Annotated in this window: 18 protein-coding genes and 1 other RNA gene; 1 reads left to right on the forward strand and 18 read right to left on the reverse strand. The window is 39.1% G+C overall.

All coding sequences use genetic code 11. The annotated features are described in order from the left end of the window. The 12 genes from purE to rnpB all read right to left on the reverse strand — a co-directional run bounded on the left by purE (position 1) and on the right by rnpB (position 10,530). A complete protein-coding gene (gene purE / locus HCN_RS02015; RefSeq protein WP_002957096.1) occupies positions 1-495 on the reverse strand; it encodes a 5-(carboxyamino)imidazole ribonucleotide mutase in 495 nt (164 codons plus the stop codon). A gap of 68 nt (positions 496-563) precedes the next feature. Next, the gene (gene thrC / locus HCN_RS02020; RefSeq protein ID WP_014666400.1) at positions 564-2,063 is read right to left on the reverse strand and encodes a threonine synthase; all 1,500 of its coding nucleotides are present in this window, start codon (positions 2,061-2,063) and stop codon (positions 564-566) included. Between the two features lie 92 nt (positions 2,064-2,155). Then, on the reverse strand, positions 2,156-2,998 hold the full coding sequence (locus HCN_RS02025) for a hypothetical protein (protein WP_002957094.1): 843 nt from the start codon (positions 2,996-2,998) through the stop codon (positions 2,156-2,158). An 11-nt stretch (positions 2,999-3,009) separates the two neighbouring features. Beyond that, the gene (locus HCN_RS02030) at positions 3,010-3,618 is read right to left on the reverse strand and encodes a toxin-antitoxin system YwqK family antitoxin (RefSeq protein ID WP_002957093.1); all 609 of its coding nucleotides are present in this window, start codon (positions 3,616-3,618) and stop codon (positions 3,010-3,012) included. 35 nt (positions 3,619-3,653) lie between these two features. Beyond that, entirely contained in the window at positions 3,654-4,919 is a 1,266-nt protein-coding gene (gene murA / locus HCN_RS02035; RefSeq protein ID WP_002957092.1) for a UDP-N-acetylglucosamine 1-carboxyvinyltransferase, read from the reverse strand. Between the two features lie 21 nt (positions 4,920-4,940). Continuing rightward, positions 4,941-5,348 (reverse strand): hypothetical protein, encoded by a 408-nt coding sequence (locus HCN_RS02040; protein ID WP_002957091.1) that lies wholly within the window; start codon positions 5,346-5,348, stop codon positions 4,941-4,943. A 10-nt stretch (positions 5,349-5,358) separates the two neighbouring features. After that, positions 5,359-6,183 carry a UTP--glucose-1-phosphate uridylyltransferase GalU gene (gene galU, locus HCN_RS02045; RefSeq protein WP_002957090.1) on the reverse strand — a complete coding sequence of 275 codons (825 nt, stop codon included), beginning with the start codon at positions 6,181-6,183 and terminating at the stop codon, positions 5,359-5,361. Between the two features lie 9 nt (positions 6,184-6,192). Then, a complete protein-coding gene (locus HCN_RS02050) occupies positions 6,193-7,821 on the reverse strand; it encodes a lytic transglycosylase domain-containing protein (protein WP_002957089.1) in 1,629 nt (542 codons plus the stop codon). Between the two features lie 8 nt (positions 7,822-7,829). Then, entirely contained in the window at positions 7,830-8,129 is a 300-nt protein-coding gene (locus HCN_RS02055; protein WP_002957088.1) for a YggT family protein, read from the reverse strand. A 24-nt stretch (positions 8,130-8,153) separates the two neighbouring features. Then, complete coding sequence (gene gltX / locus HCN_RS02060) at positions 8,154-9,536, reverse strand: glutamate--tRNA ligase (protein WP_014666401.1); 1,383 nt, start codon at positions 9,534-9,536, stop codon at positions 8,154-8,156. Between the two features lie 2 nt (positions 9,537-9,538). Further along, positions 9,539-10,102 carry a flagellar FLiS export co-chaperone gene (locus HCN_RS02065; RefSeq protein ID WP_230197936.1) on the reverse strand — a complete coding sequence of 188 codons (564 nt, stop codon included), beginning with the start codon at positions 10,100-10,102 and terminating at the stop codon, positions 9,539-9,541. A gap of 102 nt (positions 10,103-10,204) precedes the next feature. After that, an RNA gene (gene rnpB / locus HCN_RS10790) (RNase P RNA component class A) lies at positions 10,205-10,530 on the reverse strand. Positions 10,531-10,592: 62 nt separating this feature from the next. Here rnpB and HCN_RS02070 point away from each other — a divergent pair. Beyond that, positions 10,593-11,033, forward strand: a complete 441-nt coding sequence (locus tag HCN_RS02070) for a MarR family winged helix-turn-helix transcriptional regulator (RefSeq protein WP_002957085.1) — start codon at positions 10,593-10,595, stop codon at positions 11,031-11,033. Between the two features lie 58 nt (positions 11,034-11,091). Here HCN_RS02070 and HCN_RS02075 read toward each other — a convergent pair whose 3' ends face one another. The 6 genes from HCN_RS02075 to tig are packed head-to-tail and all read right to left on the reverse strand — an operon-like array spanning position 11,092 to position 16,576. Further along, positions 11,092-11,364 (reverse strand): metal-sensing transcriptional repressor, encoded by a 273-nt coding sequence (locus HCN_RS02075; RefSeq protein ID WP_002957084.1) that lies wholly within the window; start codon positions 11,362-11,364, stop codon positions 11,092-11,094. A gap of 9 nt (positions 11,365-11,373) precedes the next feature. Continuing rightward, entirely contained in the window at positions 11,374-12,900 is a 1,527-nt protein-coding gene (locus tag HCN_RS02080; protein ID WP_002957083.1) for a YifB family Mg chelatase-like AAA ATPase, read from the reverse strand. Further along, a complete protein-coding gene (gene def, locus HCN_RS02085; protein ID WP_002957082.1) occupies positions 12,900-13,439 on the reverse strand; it encodes a peptide deformylase in 540 nt (179 codons plus the stop codon). The genes HCN_RS02080 and def overlap by 1 nt, the downstream gene beginning before the upstream one ends. Continuing rightward, entirely contained in the window at positions 13,390-14,577 is a 1,188-nt protein-coding gene (locus HCN_RS02090; protein WP_014666404.1) for a GGDEF domain-containing protein, read from the reverse strand. Before HCN_RS02090 ends, def begins: the two co-directional genes overlap by 50 nt. 16 nt (positions 14,578-14,593) lie before the next feature. Further along, positions 14,594-15,184 carry an ATP-dependent Clp endopeptidase proteolytic subunit ClpP gene (gene clpP / locus HCN_RS02095; RefSeq protein ID WP_014667515.1) on the reverse strand — a complete coding sequence of 197 codons (591 nt, stop codon included), beginning with the start codon at positions 15,182-15,184 and terminating at the stop codon, positions 14,594-14,596. Between the two features lie 9 nt (positions 15,185-15,193). Beyond that, complete coding sequence (gene tig / locus HCN_RS02100; RefSeq protein WP_014666405.1) at positions 15,194-16,576, reverse strand: trigger factor; 1,383 nt, start codon at positions 16,574-16,576, stop codon at positions 15,194-15,196. Positions 16,577-16,590: the final 14 nt, after the last annotated feature.

Raw genomic sequence — 16,590 nt, forward strand, 5'->3', positions numbered from 1 at the left:
TTAGATTCTCACTTCAATCTCTGCCGAATCTAGCTCTACCTTTTTGGCTTTCATCACGCGATCTTCAATGAGTTTCCCCGCTAGCTCATCATTTTTAAGACTTAGAATCTGCATAGCTAAATACGCCGCATTAATTGCCCCAGCTTTACCGATACTCACCGTTGCCACAGGCATAGAGCTAGGCATTTGCACCGTTGAAAGCAAGGCATCAAGTCCGTCCATTGCCCCACCACTTAAAGGCACACCAATCACAGGCCTACAAGTTTGAGAGGCAATCGCCCCGGCTAGATGTGCTGCCATTCCCGCTGCACCGATAAAAACTTGTGCGCCACGAGATTGTGCGTCTTTGACATATTCTTTTGTGCGTTCCGGTGAGCGATGAGCCGAGCTTATAATCACCTCATAAGCCACATCAAATTTTTTAAATACTTCTATACATTCACTCATCACACTCCAATCGCTCTTGCTCCCCATAATCACGCTAACAAAGTCCATTTTCACTCCTTTTGGCTCTTTTAAAATGTGCGGATTCTAGCATATTTGTATTAATTCCTTGTGTGCCTTTAGAATGTCTTTAGCCACTCTATAATGCAAGATTCTAGCTTTGCCACATCAAGCACATCTTTTTGCACTTCATCTTTGCTAAAAAGATCTGTGATTTGTTTTGAGATTGTGCAGTTGGCTTTGGCACAGATTGTTTTAATGGCTTCTTCATCACAAATATTTTGGGAAGATTCTAGAATCTGCCCTTGTGTTAGAGCGGTATTCACACTTGGGGCGAATTTACTCCATTCCGCTGTGGCTAGGATAATGCTTTTATCTATCACGCCTTTTTCCTGCAATGTCTTTGCTACATAATAGCCAATAGCCGTGTGTGGGTCAAGCACATAGCCATTTTTAAAGCATTCTGCGATACTTTGCAGACATTGTGTATCATCGCAACTCATCGCACTAAAATCTTCTCTCACAAGAGCAAGTTCAGAATCTAAAAGGCTATATTTGCCTTGCGTTGAGAGATTCTCCATTAGCTCCTTTGTGCGTTTAGCCCCAAAGTAAAAATACAGCATTCGCTCTACATTTGAGCTTTTTAGAATATCCATTGCTGGGGATTTTGACTTGATAAGATGACGAAAAGAAATATCATATACACCCGTATTTATAAAATCGCTTAAAATAGTATTGACATTAGAGGCAACCACAAGCTTGTGTATGGGTAAGCCCATTTTTTTAGCAAAAAATGCCCCTAAAATATTGCCAAAATTCCCACTAGGCACGACAATGGATAGCTTCTCTCCAAAGGTGATATTGCCATTTTTTACCGCACTCATATACGCCCAAAAATGATACACAATTTGAAAAACAATGCGTCCTATATTCACAGAATTAGCAGCGGAGAGCGAGATTCCAAGATTGTTAAGCTTATGGATAAAATCTTTGTTGGCAAGGAGATGTTTTAACGCACTTTGAGCATCATCAAAATCCCCCTTAATGCCAATAACCTTGCAATTTTTAGATTCTTGTGTTGTCATTTGCAGTCTTTGCACATCACTTGTGCCGCCACTTGGGTAGAGACATACAACTTTTATATATTCTTTATTCGCAAAACTTTGCAGTGTCGCAGGACCGGTATCACCACTTGTAGCAGCTAGAATCATAAAAGGGGTTTTATTTGTTTTGGCAAAGGAAGAGAGTAAAACACCAAAGGGTTGCAAAGCCATATCCTTAAAAGCTCGTGTAGGACCAGAATAGAGATTGAGCATAAAGAGATTTTTGCTTAAAGTGTGGAGCGGGGCGGGATTTGTAGGATTATCAAAGCTATCATAGCTTTGCAGGGCTTGTTGCAAAAGATTTGGGTTAAGATTGAGATTCAAAGAAGAAAAGAGCCTTTCGCATAATTGTTTATATGAGAGATTTTGAAAACTTTGTAGCATTTCTTGACTAAACAAAGGAAGTTTAAAAAATGTATAAAGTCCGCCTTGTGGGGCATTTGGATTAAGTATTGCGTGTTGAAAAGTAACGCCTAAATCTTTATTATCATCTCGCGTAGAAATAAACATACTCATTGTAGAATCCTTTATATGTTGTGATAATTTTTGTAAAAATCTTTACTTGTGAAAATTCTTGTAGCAATCCCCGCATTCTAGCATATTTTGTTTTAACGCTTTATTTCCATATCTTGGTTGTAAAACACTTCACGCACAATCTTGCCGGATTCATCAAACCCTACTGCCTTGCCTTCTTTTTTGCCTTGTTTGTAGTGGAGCTGATGCCAAAGTTTGCCATTTTTTATGTCATAAATATTCATCTGTCCTTCTTGCAAACCATAGGCAAAGTTCATCTCACTTTTAATCTTGCCACTTGTTACATCAAAAAGTCTGCAAGGTCCGTGAAGTAGCCCATTACGATAATGGGCTTCATAAATCAGCACACCTTTTTGGCTAAACATTTGAAATAACCCCTCCATTTTGCCATCAATATAAAATGCTCTCTGTGCCACTCCGCCATCAAGGTAGTATAGAATCTCTTTGCCGTGCTTGATTTTTGTGCCATTTTTGTAAGTGATTTGGGCGTTATATGTGCGTCCATCTTCTTGTATTTGCTCGTTTTTTTCCTCTCCTGTGATGTTTTCAAGCATTTCTTGCGTGTAGGTTTTTTTGTGAGTTTGGCTTTCTTGTGGAGATAAAGGCTCTGTGGAAGCTACAAAATCTTGCTCTTTTTGACTGCTTGGAGTGCTTGTGTTTGGCTCATTTATGGGGCTTTGGGCAGGGTTTGAGATAGAATCTTTGATAGCATTTTTAGCAGAAGTTTGAGTAGGTTTTTGAGTGGGCTTTTGCTTAGGCTTTGTATTTTCGTTTTGTTTGTGTGTGGGTGTTTTTGCGGGGGTTGAAATTGTGGTTTCTTGCGGTGTTGGCTCTCGTTGGCAGGCGGTCAAAAACCCTAACACATAGCAAAAGATAAGAAAGCTACAAGCTTTTGTTATTATTTTGCCCTTTGTCATTTTCCCTCCTTTTAGTAGCACGGATTCCAGCGACAGCTTGTTTCATTAATGACATTACCTTTTGTGTCGTATTGCTTAATCCATTGCTTCTTGCCTTGTTTATACATTGTCTCAAAAGTGAGCTTTTCATACTTGTCAAATTCCTGCCTTACGCCCTCACGCATATCATTTTTGTAAAAAAACTGTTCTTTTATTTTGCCAGATTCATAGTATTTTTTGCCCTCGCCCTCGCGTTTATTATCCACATACATTTGTGAGCTTTCAATCTTGCCATTTTCATAATAAAGTGTGCGGGTATTTGTCTCTTTGCCCTCAATATATTCTCGGGATTCTTTAAGTTTGCCGCTTAAGTAATATGAGCGGACAAGTCCATCGTATTTATCATTAATGTAATTTGCACGGAAAATCACAACGCCATTTGGTGCGATTTTAATTTGTTTGCCACATTTGAGCGTTGTGCCTTTGCAGTATTGTGTCTTTATGGTGATAGGTGAATCTTTGCTTCCTGTGTAGGAGATTCTTAATTCCAGCTCATTTACTTCACTCTGTGTTGCAAGTGCTGTGAAAGCAAAGACTACGCTTAAGACTAAAAAGATTCTTTTTATCACATTTTTTATCACTTGTCCCCCTTAGATTTTCCCCATAGACTTAGAATCTAGCTCTTTAGGCGTGTGATATTGACACCTAGATTAAGAAGCTTTTTTTCAATTTGTTCATAGCCTCTATCAAGGTGGTAGATTCTGTGGATATTTGTTACCCCTTCACTCACAAGGGCAGCAACGATGAGGGCGGAACTTGCCCTTAAGTCTGTCGCCATTACATCGGCTCCAACAAGGGGGCTAATGCCCTTTATCGTGGCGTGATTGCCTTTGAGTGAAATATCTGCACCCAAGCGTTGCAATTCACTCACATGCATAAAGCGATTTTCAAATAATCGCTCTTCAATCACGCTTGTGCCTTCACATTGTGTCGCTAGAGCCATAAATTGTGCTTGCATATCGGTTGGGAATCCGGGATATTCAGTGGTAATAATCTCAAAAGGTTTTAGCTTCTGTGCTGGAAGCAAAGTGAGTGAAGAATCGTGCCTGTTAAAACTAAAGCCAATCTCTTCTAGCTTATCAGTAATCGCTCCAAGATGAGCATTTTGCACCCTTTCAAGCGTGATAGAAGAGTTTGTGATTGCCGCAACACATAGATAGGTCCCAGCTTCAATTCTATCAGGTATAACTTCAATAGGATTAAAATCAAGTAATTCTCCGCCACTGCCTGTAATAGTTAGCTCATTTGTCCCAATACCTATAATCTCAACGCCACTTTGGGCTAGAATCTCGCATAGTTGCACGACTTCAGGCTCTTTAGCAGCATTAATAATACGCGTTGTGCCTTGAGCTAAGGCGGCTGCCATAATGACATTTTCACTGCCTGTAACGGTGATCTTATCAAATAAAATATCAGCCCCTTTTAGTCCGCCTTTGGCTTCAGCAATAATATATCCACCCTTAATTTGAATTGTTGCACCCATTTTTTCCATAGCCTTGATATGCAAATCCACAGGACGCGCACCAATAGCACAGCCACCGGGCAAACTCACCTCGCAATGTCCAAATCGCGCTAAAAGCGGTCCAAGCACAAGAATAGAAGCACGCATTTTTCGCACAATATCATAAATGGCTTTAGTATGCACGATATTTTGGGCTTGAGCTTTGAGTGTGTTAGGATTACACCACTCAAGATTCACGCCTAGATGTTCTAAAAGTTTAGCTAGAGTTTTGACATCAGCTACATTAGGCAGATTGCTGATTGTTACTTCGTTTTTACTAAGAAGTGTGGCTGCAAGTATGGGTAGGGCGGAGTTTTTCGCACCAGAAATGCTAATGCTTCCTTGAATCTTTGGAGTTTTGTGTATTTGTAAAAAATCCATTTCTTATCCTTTTGTTTGTGCTTATTTGCTTTCGCGTTTTTGTAAGGCTCTGCCAATTGCCTCTTTGATATTTGCTTTGCTTTCAGGGTTGGCAGATTCAAGGCTATCTTGAAAATTCACTACTTCATCAACCTCCATAAGATTCATATTTACAGCAAAGGCAGAAATAAGCTCAATCCACAAGCCATACTCTTCGCCATTCTTTGGATAAGTCTTAAAAGAGCGTAAAAACTCATCAAGCAATGGCTTAAGTTTAGCTTTGTCATTTGCAAACTCATTGAGTTCTTTAAACAGGATACTCAAGCGACTTTCTTGTATCTCTGTCTTATCATTTTCAAGTGCAACAGCCAAAAGCCCAGCAAAGATAACAGGTAAGCATAGCAGAAAAAATACCAACCAACAAACAACATAAAAGCTAATATTAAACATTTAAGGGCTTCTAGTGCTTAAAATGCTCATAAAAATCAATTGTTGCTTTTACATAGCCATCAATACTTCCGCAGTCATAGCGTTTGCCTTGAAATTTATAGGCTAATACTCTGCCTTGCTTGGCTTGCTCCAAAAGGGCATCGGTGATTTGAATCTCCCCTTTTTTGCCCGGCTTTGTAACACGCAGAATATCAAAAATATCAGGCGTTAAAATATAGCGACCAATAATGGCAAGATTGCTAGGGGCTTTATCAATGCTTGGTTTTTCTATCATATCGCTTACACGATACACGCCAGATTCTATCTCTTCACCTTGGATAATGCCGTATTTATTCACTTCATTCTTATCCACTTCTTCAATAGCCACAATGGAGCAACGATATTTTTTGTATAAAGCTACCATTTGGTTAAGCACCCCTGCACCTTTTGCATTATGACACAAGTCATCAGCAAGGATTACGGCAAAGGCTTCATTACCAATGAGTGTTTCGCCTGTCAAAATAGCGTGTCCTAAGCCTTTCATTTCATTTTGCCTTGTGTAAGAAAAGGTGCAAGAATCTGTGAGTTTCCTAATGCTAGAGAGTAGTTCTTCTTTATCTGTGCCAGAGATTTGATGTTCTAGCTCATAATTTATATCAAAATGATCTTCAATACTGCGTTTGCCCCGCCCTGTAACAATGCCGATATTGTGGCAACCAGATTCTAAAGCTTCTTCTACACCATATTGAATAAGGGGCTTTGTAAGAATAGGGAGCATTTCTTTTGGCATAGCTTTTGTTGCGGGTAAAAATCGTGTGCCATACCCAGCGGCGGGAAATAAGCATTTATGTATCATAGAATCTCCTTAATTGATAAGTGTTTGCTTGAGATATTCTTCAAGATTGATAGTATTGCCAAAACTCTCTTGATAAACAATATAATTTGCTAAAACTCTAAAGCCATAATCACGGGATTCTTTATAGGGGATAAGTTCCATAGAGAGCCACGGCTCGTAGTTGCGATTTTTCAAAAAGAATTTTTTTGTTTTTAATGTGCGGCGTAAAAAGCCCGGACCACCATTGTAAGCATAAGATACAAAAAGCGGATGTTTAAACTCCCTGCCCAAATCATTAAGATAGAATGTCCCAAATTCTAGGGCGGTTATGGGGTTAAACATATCTTCAAGCGTGATATTGTCGCGTTTTAAGCTTTTGGCAAAAGGCTCTACATTAAAAGGCATAATTTGCATCATACCCAAAGCATAAGAAGTCGAGACAAGAGCGGGCAAAAGGGTGCTTTCCTGCTTGGCAATAGCATAGGTAAAGGCTTTTTCGTGATCACTTTTCCACTTAAGCTTGTCGCTAAAAGGCGTGATAAAATAGTGAATCTTAAATTTATTGAGCTGATTTAAAACATACGCAAGATGTGCGCTTGTATCTTCATAGGTGAAATGTTTGCTTAACTCTTCTAAGTCTTTATCACTCTTAACTTGCGAGAGATTATCTTTTAAAAGTTGCCATTGGAATGGGTCTTTAATGTCAAAATCAGGCTTTTTAGGTGAGAGTTTGCCTAAATCTGTTACTACTTCGTAGCTTGGTTTTACGCCTAACTTTTGATTAGCATAAATGGTGTAGAGATCCACATTTGTGCTTGAAGCAAGATTCTCTAAGACTTTGTTATCGTGGCTTAGGGAGTATTCCCAAAACAAAGCACGATTTTTTTGCATAGCTGTTGGGGCATTTTTACTTGAAAGTCTAAAATATTCTAATGCCGCTTTGGGCTTTTGATGTAAAATCTCATTAAGCCCTAGCAAAAAAAGTGTGTAAGAATCTGCTCCTGTAATTTTTGCACCGATAAGCGATTTTTTAAACTTTGCATAGCTGTTATCGTGGGTAACGATGATTTTTTGTAGCATATTGTTAAAAGATTTATTATTTTCATCAGCAAATTTTTTAAGGGCTTGGGGTTTAATGGTTTGATTGATAATCTGTAAGCGTTGGTTATCTCTTAGTGTATAATACAAGGCTGCAAAAGTCGCCGCATCGCTATTTAGCATACCTGTTAGGATATTTGGTTTGCTTAGAATCTCAATGCGTTTTTTGTATGTAGGATCATTTTGAAAGGTTTTGAGCAAAAAGTCTTTATTTTTCTGTGGCATTGTGGGGACATTAGCGAGATTTAGCCCTGATTTTATACAATCTTTGTCTTGCTTTTTTAGACTTTCAAAGCTCAAGCGTTGGCAATAAAGTTTGCGTGGGAGTTCGCTGACTTTTCCTTTGGCACTCATAAGGCTATCAAGCTTTGAAGTTTTGCGGTGGATAAGCTCATAGGCTTTGAGTGCATCTTGCAATGAAGTATGCTCATTTGATAAAAATTGCCAGATGTAAAAATCCCTTGCCAAGCCTTTTGGCTTAGATTCTAAAAATTCAAGTATAATATCCGTTTTGGCAAAACCAATACAAAGGGCTAAAAGCAGTAAGATTAAGCTTCTCATTTTTATCCTTAAATTTGCAAAGTTTTAGCGTAGTTGGCTAGAATCTGCACGAGAGATAAATCAATAAATTTAAGTAGCACCGCCACAATAAGTGGGGCAAAGTCAATACCATTTATCGCTGTTGGTATAATGGAGCGTAGCCTAGCATAAAGGGGCTGTGTTAGGCGATTTAGCACTTGCACGATGGGGTTGTATGGATCAGGTCTTACCCAGCTTACAAGTGCGGCAATCACAATCACCCACACATAAAGATTTATAAGCATACTCAAAATCATAGCAACCGCATTTAAGAGAGTGCCTACTACCATCATCTCCTCCTAGTCTTTTGTAGCTTAGTCTTTTATAGCTTGTGTTGAATCTGCATTTGAATCCGCAATGGCATTTCTATCTAATCGCACAATATCTTTTAGGAAAAATCGCAAATAGGGGTAAATCTCGCTTAATTCTAAGCCGTGCGTTTGTCCGGTGAGCAGAATCCTTAAAGGCTTAAAGAATTTTTTGCCCTTTAAGTTTGAGCGTTGCATTAGGGCATTTTTCAAGCTTTCATAATCTTGCAAATTTAAGTCCTTAGATTCTATCATCTCGCATAAAATCGCATATAAAATTTTACATTCCTCCACATAGTTTTCTCCGCTCTCTCCATTTTCAGCAGTCTCTATACACTTTGGAGCAAAAATCTTATCTAGCTTTTCTCTTATCTCATTAAGTGTGCTTGCCTCTTGCAAATGTAGCTTTGCTAATGCCCCCACACTTGAATCTTTGCTATCAACAAGCAGAGCAAATTCCTGCTCGTTTAGTATTTTTAAATGTTCTCTATTTAAGAATCTTAATCGCTTGATGTCAAACTTCACAGGCGATCTAGCGATATTTTTTATATCAAACCACGCAAAGCTTTCTTGCAGTTTAAACACTTCTTGGGGCGTATGATTCCCCATTGAGATGAGATAGTTGATAATCGCTTGTGGTAAAAAGCCCTGCTCTAACAGCCACGCCACAGATGAGGCACTATCTCGCTTACTCATCTTACTACCGCTTTCTCCCAAAATAATAGGCAAATGTGCGTAGCCTAAGACTTTTTCATAGCCCAAAGCACGATGGATTAGAATCTGCCGTGGAGTGTTGCTTGTATGATCTTCTCCACGCACTACAAAGCTTACATCATAGAGCATATCATCTACCGCACAAGCGAAGTTATAGGTTGGGATTCCATCTTCTTTGATAATCACAAAGCTATCAATCTCGTGGGGTTCAAAGCTTAGATGTCCTTTGATTGAATCTTCAAAGCTAATGGTGGAGCTTGCTCCTTTAATGCGGATAACGGGATTTTTATTTGTATGTTTTTCAAGCTCCGCCCACTGCATATCGTAGCGAAAAGGCTTTTTTTGTGCTTTTGCCTCTTCTCGCTTAGATTCTAAAAACTCCTTAGAGCAGTAGCAGTAAAAGGCTAAATCTTTTTCTATGAGATATTGTGCGAGTTGGCGGTGCTTGTCAAAATTATGACTTTGATAGATAAGATTATCCCACAATAAGCCAAAAAGATTTAAAAGAGAGAGAATCTCCTTATCTTTGCCTTCAATATTTCTTGCTAAGTCTGTATCTTCAATGCGGATAAGGAACTTTTGGTTAGTTTGTTTGGCAATAATGTAGTTAAAAATCGCAGCCCGCAGGTTGCCTATATGTATATCACCTGTGGGAGATGGAGCAAAACGCAACATTTCTATCCTTTAAGCATTTGGCTAAACGCCTTGGCGTTAAACTCATTAAAGTTGTAATTCTCGCTTGATGTGCTAGGTGTGCTAGATTCTATTAACGCATCGCTAAGAGTTAGAAGCATCTGCGTGATTTCCTGTGATTTTTCCTCTATGTAGGCAATAAGGGCTTGTGTATTTGAATCTGCTTGAAGCAGTGGCATAGGATTATCAATACAAAATATGTAAGAAGTCGCATTGAGTGTCGTGCTAAGCTGTGTGTTAAAGAGCTTTACCCCCATAAAAGCGGTGTTTTCTATAATGTCCTGCAAGTCTTGCGAATCTTGTGAAAGGCTGTTTGCACCCAAATCTTTTGCTAGTTTCAAAATCTTTCTACACGCTACATTCGCCGTTTGCAATGCTCCTATAAACTCATTTGCCCCTTTCATATCCTCGCTAAATTTATGTATGCTTTGCGTATTAGAATCTTGGCTAAATTGCTTTTCTATGTCCTTTTGGTGCTTTTGCATCATGGCGATTATATTTTGCATATTTACCTCTTCACTTTGGAATCTTGTTGATTGTTTAAGCATATTTTGTTCCATATAATGCGTTCTCTTTGTAATTTAGTTCTAAGCGGTTTTAGCGAGTTTGGATTCTAGCTTGAAAGAATGTATAGTCATTAAATATGCGTCAAACTAGGCATAGCGATAAGCCGAGTTCTGTCGTGGGTGGCTATTTATCTAGGGCATATTTCACAATATGTCTCAAGCGAAGAGTTTGAAGTGTAAGACGATAACCATACTCTTCTTGCTACGGATTGGGTTTGCATTGACATTTTGCATTGCTGCAAAATCGGTAGGCTCTTACCCCACCTTTTCACCCTTACTTTCTTGCAAAAGCGGTTGTTTTCTGTTGCACTTTCCCTTAAGTTACCTTAGCCATTTGTTAAATGGAATCCTGTCTTTGTAGCTCGGACTTTCCTCTTTTGTTAAACAAAAGCAACCACCTACTATGCCTAAGTGCAAATTATAGCAAAATTTGTTACAATACCCACAATCTAACTTTAAAAAGGCTTAAATTTTGCAGAATGATACGCAATATCTCATCGGGCATCACATCGGTAGAACGGCTAGAAGTTTTCAGGAATTTTTCATTAAAGAGCTTAAGGCTCATAATCTTAGCTTTGAGCAAGGTGTGATACTTTTTATGGTATCAGAAAATCCCAAAATTCACATTAGCCATATCGCAAGGGAGCTGCATAAGGATAAGGCGACTATTTCACGCGAGGCTAATTCCCTTGTCAATAAGGGCTTGTTTGTAAAAACTCAAGATTCTTGTGATAAACGCACTACACTCCTTGTGCTTACCCCAAATGGTGAAAATGCACTTAATCTTATTAAAGATAAAATCAAAAAATTAGAATCTTTGCTTTTTTCGCGTTTTTCACAAGATGAGATTAACACCTGCCTAAATGTGCTTGAAAATATGCGTTTGGCGATTAAGGAAAGTTTGCAAGAGTAGAGGCTTTTTTTTAAGATTCTGCTTAACACACTTTGTTTATTAAGCAATAGAGATGCTTCTAACTCATACGACCAAAATGCTCTAGGGCTTTGGCAAGATCACTAAGTGCCGTGTCAATATCGCTTTTAGAATCTGCGATACTATCTCGCACACAATGATTAATATGCCCCTCAAGCACAATCTGCCCCACTTTGTGAATGGCACTTTTTGCGGCATTAAGCTGGATAAGCACATCAGGGCAGGGAGCGTCTTCACTTATCATCTTATCAATGCCATTAAGCTGACCTATGATTTTTTTTAAACGGCGATGCAGGGCTTGTTTATCGTGCATAGTCTCTCCTTAGATTTTCCTATAACTCAACGCTTCTAGGATATGGGCTTTTTGTATCTCCTGCTCCCCTGCTAAATCGGCAATGGTTCGTGCGACTTTTTTAATCTTATTTAGCCCACGATATGAGAGTGAGAAACGCTCACTTGCTTGGGTAAGTAAGGCAAGTGATTGTGAATCTAGCTTGCAATATGTCTCAATCTCTTTTTCATTTAACTTGCCATTGAAGGCGTTTTGCCCCCTTTGCTTTTGCATTGTAAAGGCTTGAAATACAAGCTCTTGCATACTCTTAGAATCTAGCCCTTTTGGTAGATTCCTATCTTTTTCATACTCATTCATCTGCACGAATAAATCAATCCTATCTAAAAATGGCTGGGATAATCGCCCACGATAGAGACTAATCTCTCGTTCTTGACAGCGGCATTCCTTTGTTTTACTAAGCAGATTCCCGCACGGGCAGGGATTGAGTGCGGCGACAAATAGGAAGTTTGTATCATATTCAAGCTTTGAATGCACGCGTGAAATGCTAAGTTTATTATTTTCAAGTGGCTCACGCAGAGATTCTAAAATATCTTTTTTAAAATGCGGTAATTCATCAAAAAATAAAATGCCATTATGGGCTAATGCCACTTCCCCGGGCTTGACTTCATACTGCGTAGCAGAGCCTAGGATACTTGATTTACTCGCACTTTGATGGGGATTGCGGAATGGGCGAAGTGGCGTATAAGTGGCAGTTTGCTTGTTTAGGGACTGATATTTTATGGTTTCTATCATCTCTTGCAGTGAGCTAGGCGGGAGAATATAGGGCAAACGCTTGGCTATCATACTTTTGCCACTACCCGGTGAGCCTTCCATAATGAAGTTATGAAGCCCAGCAGCAGCAATAAGGGCAACACGCTTAGCAATATCCTGCCCCTGCACTTCGCTAAAATCAAAGTCAAAATTTTCATTATAAAAATATTTCTCCCCTTGCACTTCAAAGTTTGCAAAGCCAAAATGCGAGATAGAATCTATGCTATGGGGCGTTGTGCTATGCGGATTAGATTCTAGATTATTCAAAATATCTATGGCTTCTTGCAGGTGCGAGACAAAATAAAATTGCAAATGCGGAATGGGGGATAGAAGCTCTTTTGCAGACAAGGGGACAATGACTTTTGCGTCCTTATGCAAAAGGGTAATGTCAAGCAGGAGTGGATAAATAGAATCTGTGTATTTCACACTCCCATCAAGCCCTAGCTCCCCAAAGGCAAAAATATCCTTGAGCTGCGTTTTTTGCAGTGCTAGGGCGATTGGCAAGTCAAAATGCCCTCCATTTTTGGGAATATCTGAGGGGGAGAGATTGATATTAATTTTTTGCGGTGGCAGGGTGATACCGATATTGGCAAGTGCAGCTTGGACGCGTTGTTTGGATTCTTGGATAGAGCTATGGGCTAGACCTGTGATATTAAAGCTAGGCAGTCCCCTAATGAAAGTGGCTTCTACCTGAATGATTTTTGCACTCGTGCCAAAGCTTGTCGCACTAAGGATTGTATTAACCATTATGTTTTTTGATTTTTTAGTTTTTTGAGTTCTTTTTCAAACTTCTTGCGTCTAAGAATGGGGAGCTTATCTACAAATAAGATTCCATTTAAATGATCTATCTCGTGTTGTAATGCCACGGCTAAAAAGCCCTCTGCTTGGAGAATCTTATCATTGCCAAATCTATCTTTATAAGCGACTGACACTTTATTAAATCGCTTCACACTTTCATAAAACTCCGGCACAGACAGACAGCCCTCCTCCCACTCTATATCATCTTCTTGGGTTAAAAAAGTGGGATTAATTACTTCTAGTAAATCTTCTTTGTATTGTTGCTTATCCTCATCTCGTGGGAGATTGATAACAAGAATCCGCTTGGCAATGCCGACTTGAATTGCCGCCAGTCCCACACCGCCACTTTCTATCATCGTCTCATACATATCATCAAGTAGGGTATGTAGAGATTCATCAAAAGATTCTACTTTTGTAGATTTTTGACGCAAAATGGGGTTAGGATATTTCAAAATCGCCAAAGTCGCCAAAATCATCTCCAAAGCCATCTTTAGATATATCTAAATCATCTGAATCTGCACTGCCAAATGTCCCGCCCCCGCTGCTATTTTCTGCTTGTTTAAATTGCAAGTGTTTGTTTTCGCTCAATGCTTCATCAAGTGCGGCTTTTGCCTCTTCTAGCATAGATTCAGGCGTTTTATTGACATCAAATACAATCCCGCCCATAACGATATGCAAATGCAAATCCAAATCACCGATAAAAATATTGGTCGTCTTGCATTTTTTAATCACTTCTTCGCACAAGTCTATCGCACCTTGGGCTTGAACATTTTTAAGCAACATTCCAAATCGCCCACCGCCAAGATAGCTGACAAGGTCCTTTGTGCCGATATTCTTTGAAACGATTTTAGCGATATTTTTAAAAGTCGTAACAAGCTTTGTTTGGTCTGTGAGTTGTGCGCCAAGCTCCTTTGACGGAGAAAACACTACAAGTGCAGAGTGGCGTGGAAACTCTTTGCCATTTTTACATTCAAGTTCCAAAGATTGCAGGAAAAAGCTTTTGCTGTGGATTCCAAGTGTTGTGTCATACATAGCACTTGTTTTGGCTGTGGAGGACTTTGCATACATATCTCGATATGAGCGAGAGATACTATCAGCTTGTGTAATAAACTGCTTGTGAAAGCCCTTAATCTCGTTTAGCAACACCTTAATGGCATTCTGTGTGCCAAGGGGATTTGTGATAGCAGCAATTTCAGCAAGGCGTTTGTTTGTATTGCTCTCCATTGATGAGAGTTGCTTACAAAGGGTAAGGAGCTGCTCCAAAACGGATTTAAGCGTTGTAAAATTATCATTGAAAGTTTTTTCAAGGGCAATAAGCCTAGAATCGTGATTTGCACTCTCTACCATCGCCTTAATCTTTTCTCGCACATTTTCCTCTTGTTCTTGTGAGAGTATTTTTTCAAAATAAGCTTCAAAGTTTTCGGGTAAAGGCAAAATGTCATCTTTTTCAAGGGCTTCCATTGTCTGTTTGGAAATAGAGCTGAGCTTTTGTGTCGTATCTGTCGGGGTTATGGACACAGAGGGGATAGACTGCGTTTTTGCTTTACCGCCTTCTAGCCCCACGACATCAAGATTCCCAAAAAAATCATTATTGCCAATATCTAAGTCTAATCCACTTAAATCCATAAAATACCTCCAAAACCTATTTCAAACTTTTTGTAAGAATCTTATCAACCAATCCGTAATCTTTCGCTTCTTCTCCACTCATAAAAAAATCTCGTTCCGTATCTTGTGTGATCTTTTCCACACTCTGCCCTGTGTTTTCCGCCATAATCTCATTAAGAATCTTTTTCAAACGCAAAATCTCTTTAGCCTGAATCTCAATGTCTGTGGCTTGTCCTTGTGCGCCACCAAGTGGTTGGTGAATCATAATGCGAGAGTTTGGCAGAGAGAAACGCTTACCCTTTGTGCCAGAGCTAAGTAAGAATGCTCCAGCAGACGCAGCTTGTCCAATGCAAATGGTGCTTATATCAGAGCGGATATAATTCATCGTATCATAAATGCTAAACGCACTTGTGATAACCCCACCGGGCGAGTTGATATAAAAGTTAATATCCTTATCCGGGTCTTCAGCTTCTAAGAATAGCAGTTGGGCTACGATTGAAGAAGCGATATGGTCATTTATCTCGCCACTTAGCAAAATAATGCGGTCTTTAAGCAAACGCGAGTAAATATCATAACTTCGCTCACCTCGCCCCGTGCGTTCTATAACAAAAGGAATATATCCACTCATTGCTTATCCTTATTTAGTTTTTTTGCTAGATTCCGTTTTGCCTGAATCCGCCTTAGATTCTGCTTTGGAATCCGCTTTTGAAGTTGTGCCTTTTTCTTTGCTTTTTGCAAACTTTTCATCAAGCAAATAATGTAACACCCTATCTTCAATCATTGTCATTTTAATAGCAGGGACAAGGTTATTTTGTTGATAGTATTCTAAAACTTCTTTTGGATTCTGCCCCATCATCATCGCTTCATAATAAATCGTTTGTAAAACTTCATTATCTTGGATAACGATATTATATTGTTTTGCTAATTTATCCATAATGAAAGTGATTTGCACACTTTTACACGCTTCATCTCGGTGTGTTTCACGCACCTTTTTTGCCTCTTCTTGATTGTTTTTCATTTTTTCAATCTCTTCTGGGGCAAGTTGAGATAGGGCATTTCTAAATAAAATATCCATTTCCTGCTCTACAATAAGCTCGGGCAGGTCAAAAGAGATATTTTTAAGCAATGCTTCCACAAGCTTTTCTTTAAGCTCTTTATTATAAAGCTCGGTTTTTTGCTCCATTTCAAGCTGTTCTTTAATCATATCTTTTAAGGATTCAAGGCTAGATTCAGCTCCGGCGATACTCTTTGCAAACTCATCATCAATTTTAGTTGAATCTTTTTGCAAAATCTTGTGAAGTGTTACATCAAACTTCGCCTTTTTACCCGCAAGATGTGTGGCTTGATAATTTTCTGGGAAAGTAACATCAATACTTCGCTTTTCACCCTTTTTCATACCAATAAGGGTATCTTCAAAGCCGGGGATAAACTGATTTGAGCCAATGACAAGGTTGAAATTCTCTCCCTTACCACCCTCAAACGCCTTGCCATCAACAAAGCCTTCAAAGTCAATATTTGCCGTATCGTCTTTTGCTAAAGCCCTATTTTCTGTAATTTCACTAAGCGGAGCGCGACTTTTAGCAATCTCTGCTAATCGCTCATCAATTTGAGCTTTTGTAATAGCTTCAAGCTGCACTTCAGGGACATATTTTTCTACATTATCGGTTTCAAAGCTTGGTGCAATGCTAATTTTTATCTCTAAATCAATCTTATCTTCATTCTTATCAAACTTTAGAATCATAGGATTCCCAATAAGCGAGTTTGGAGCGACATTTAACTCCTTAAGTGCCAAGTCAAGTAAATCTTGTATCGCCTCTTGCTGTGCGTCTTGCTCTACTTGATCCTTGTATCTTGCTTTGATGACTTGTGCGGGGACCTTGCCTTTTCTAAACCCATCAATTTTCACGCTTTGAGCGATTTTTTTGATGACTTTGTCAAACTTTTCCTCAAGTTTGGATTGAGCAATACTACCATTAATGATGGCATTAGCGTTGTTTGTGCGTTTTGTTGTGAAATTCATAGTGGTCCTTAATG

It is taken from the genome of Helicobacter cinaedi PAGU611 (genome assembly GCF_000284635.1).
GTDB classification, from domain to species: domain Bacteria; phylum Campylobacterota; class Campylobacteria; order Campylobacterales; family Helicobacteraceae; genus Helicobacter_C; species Helicobacter_C cinaedi.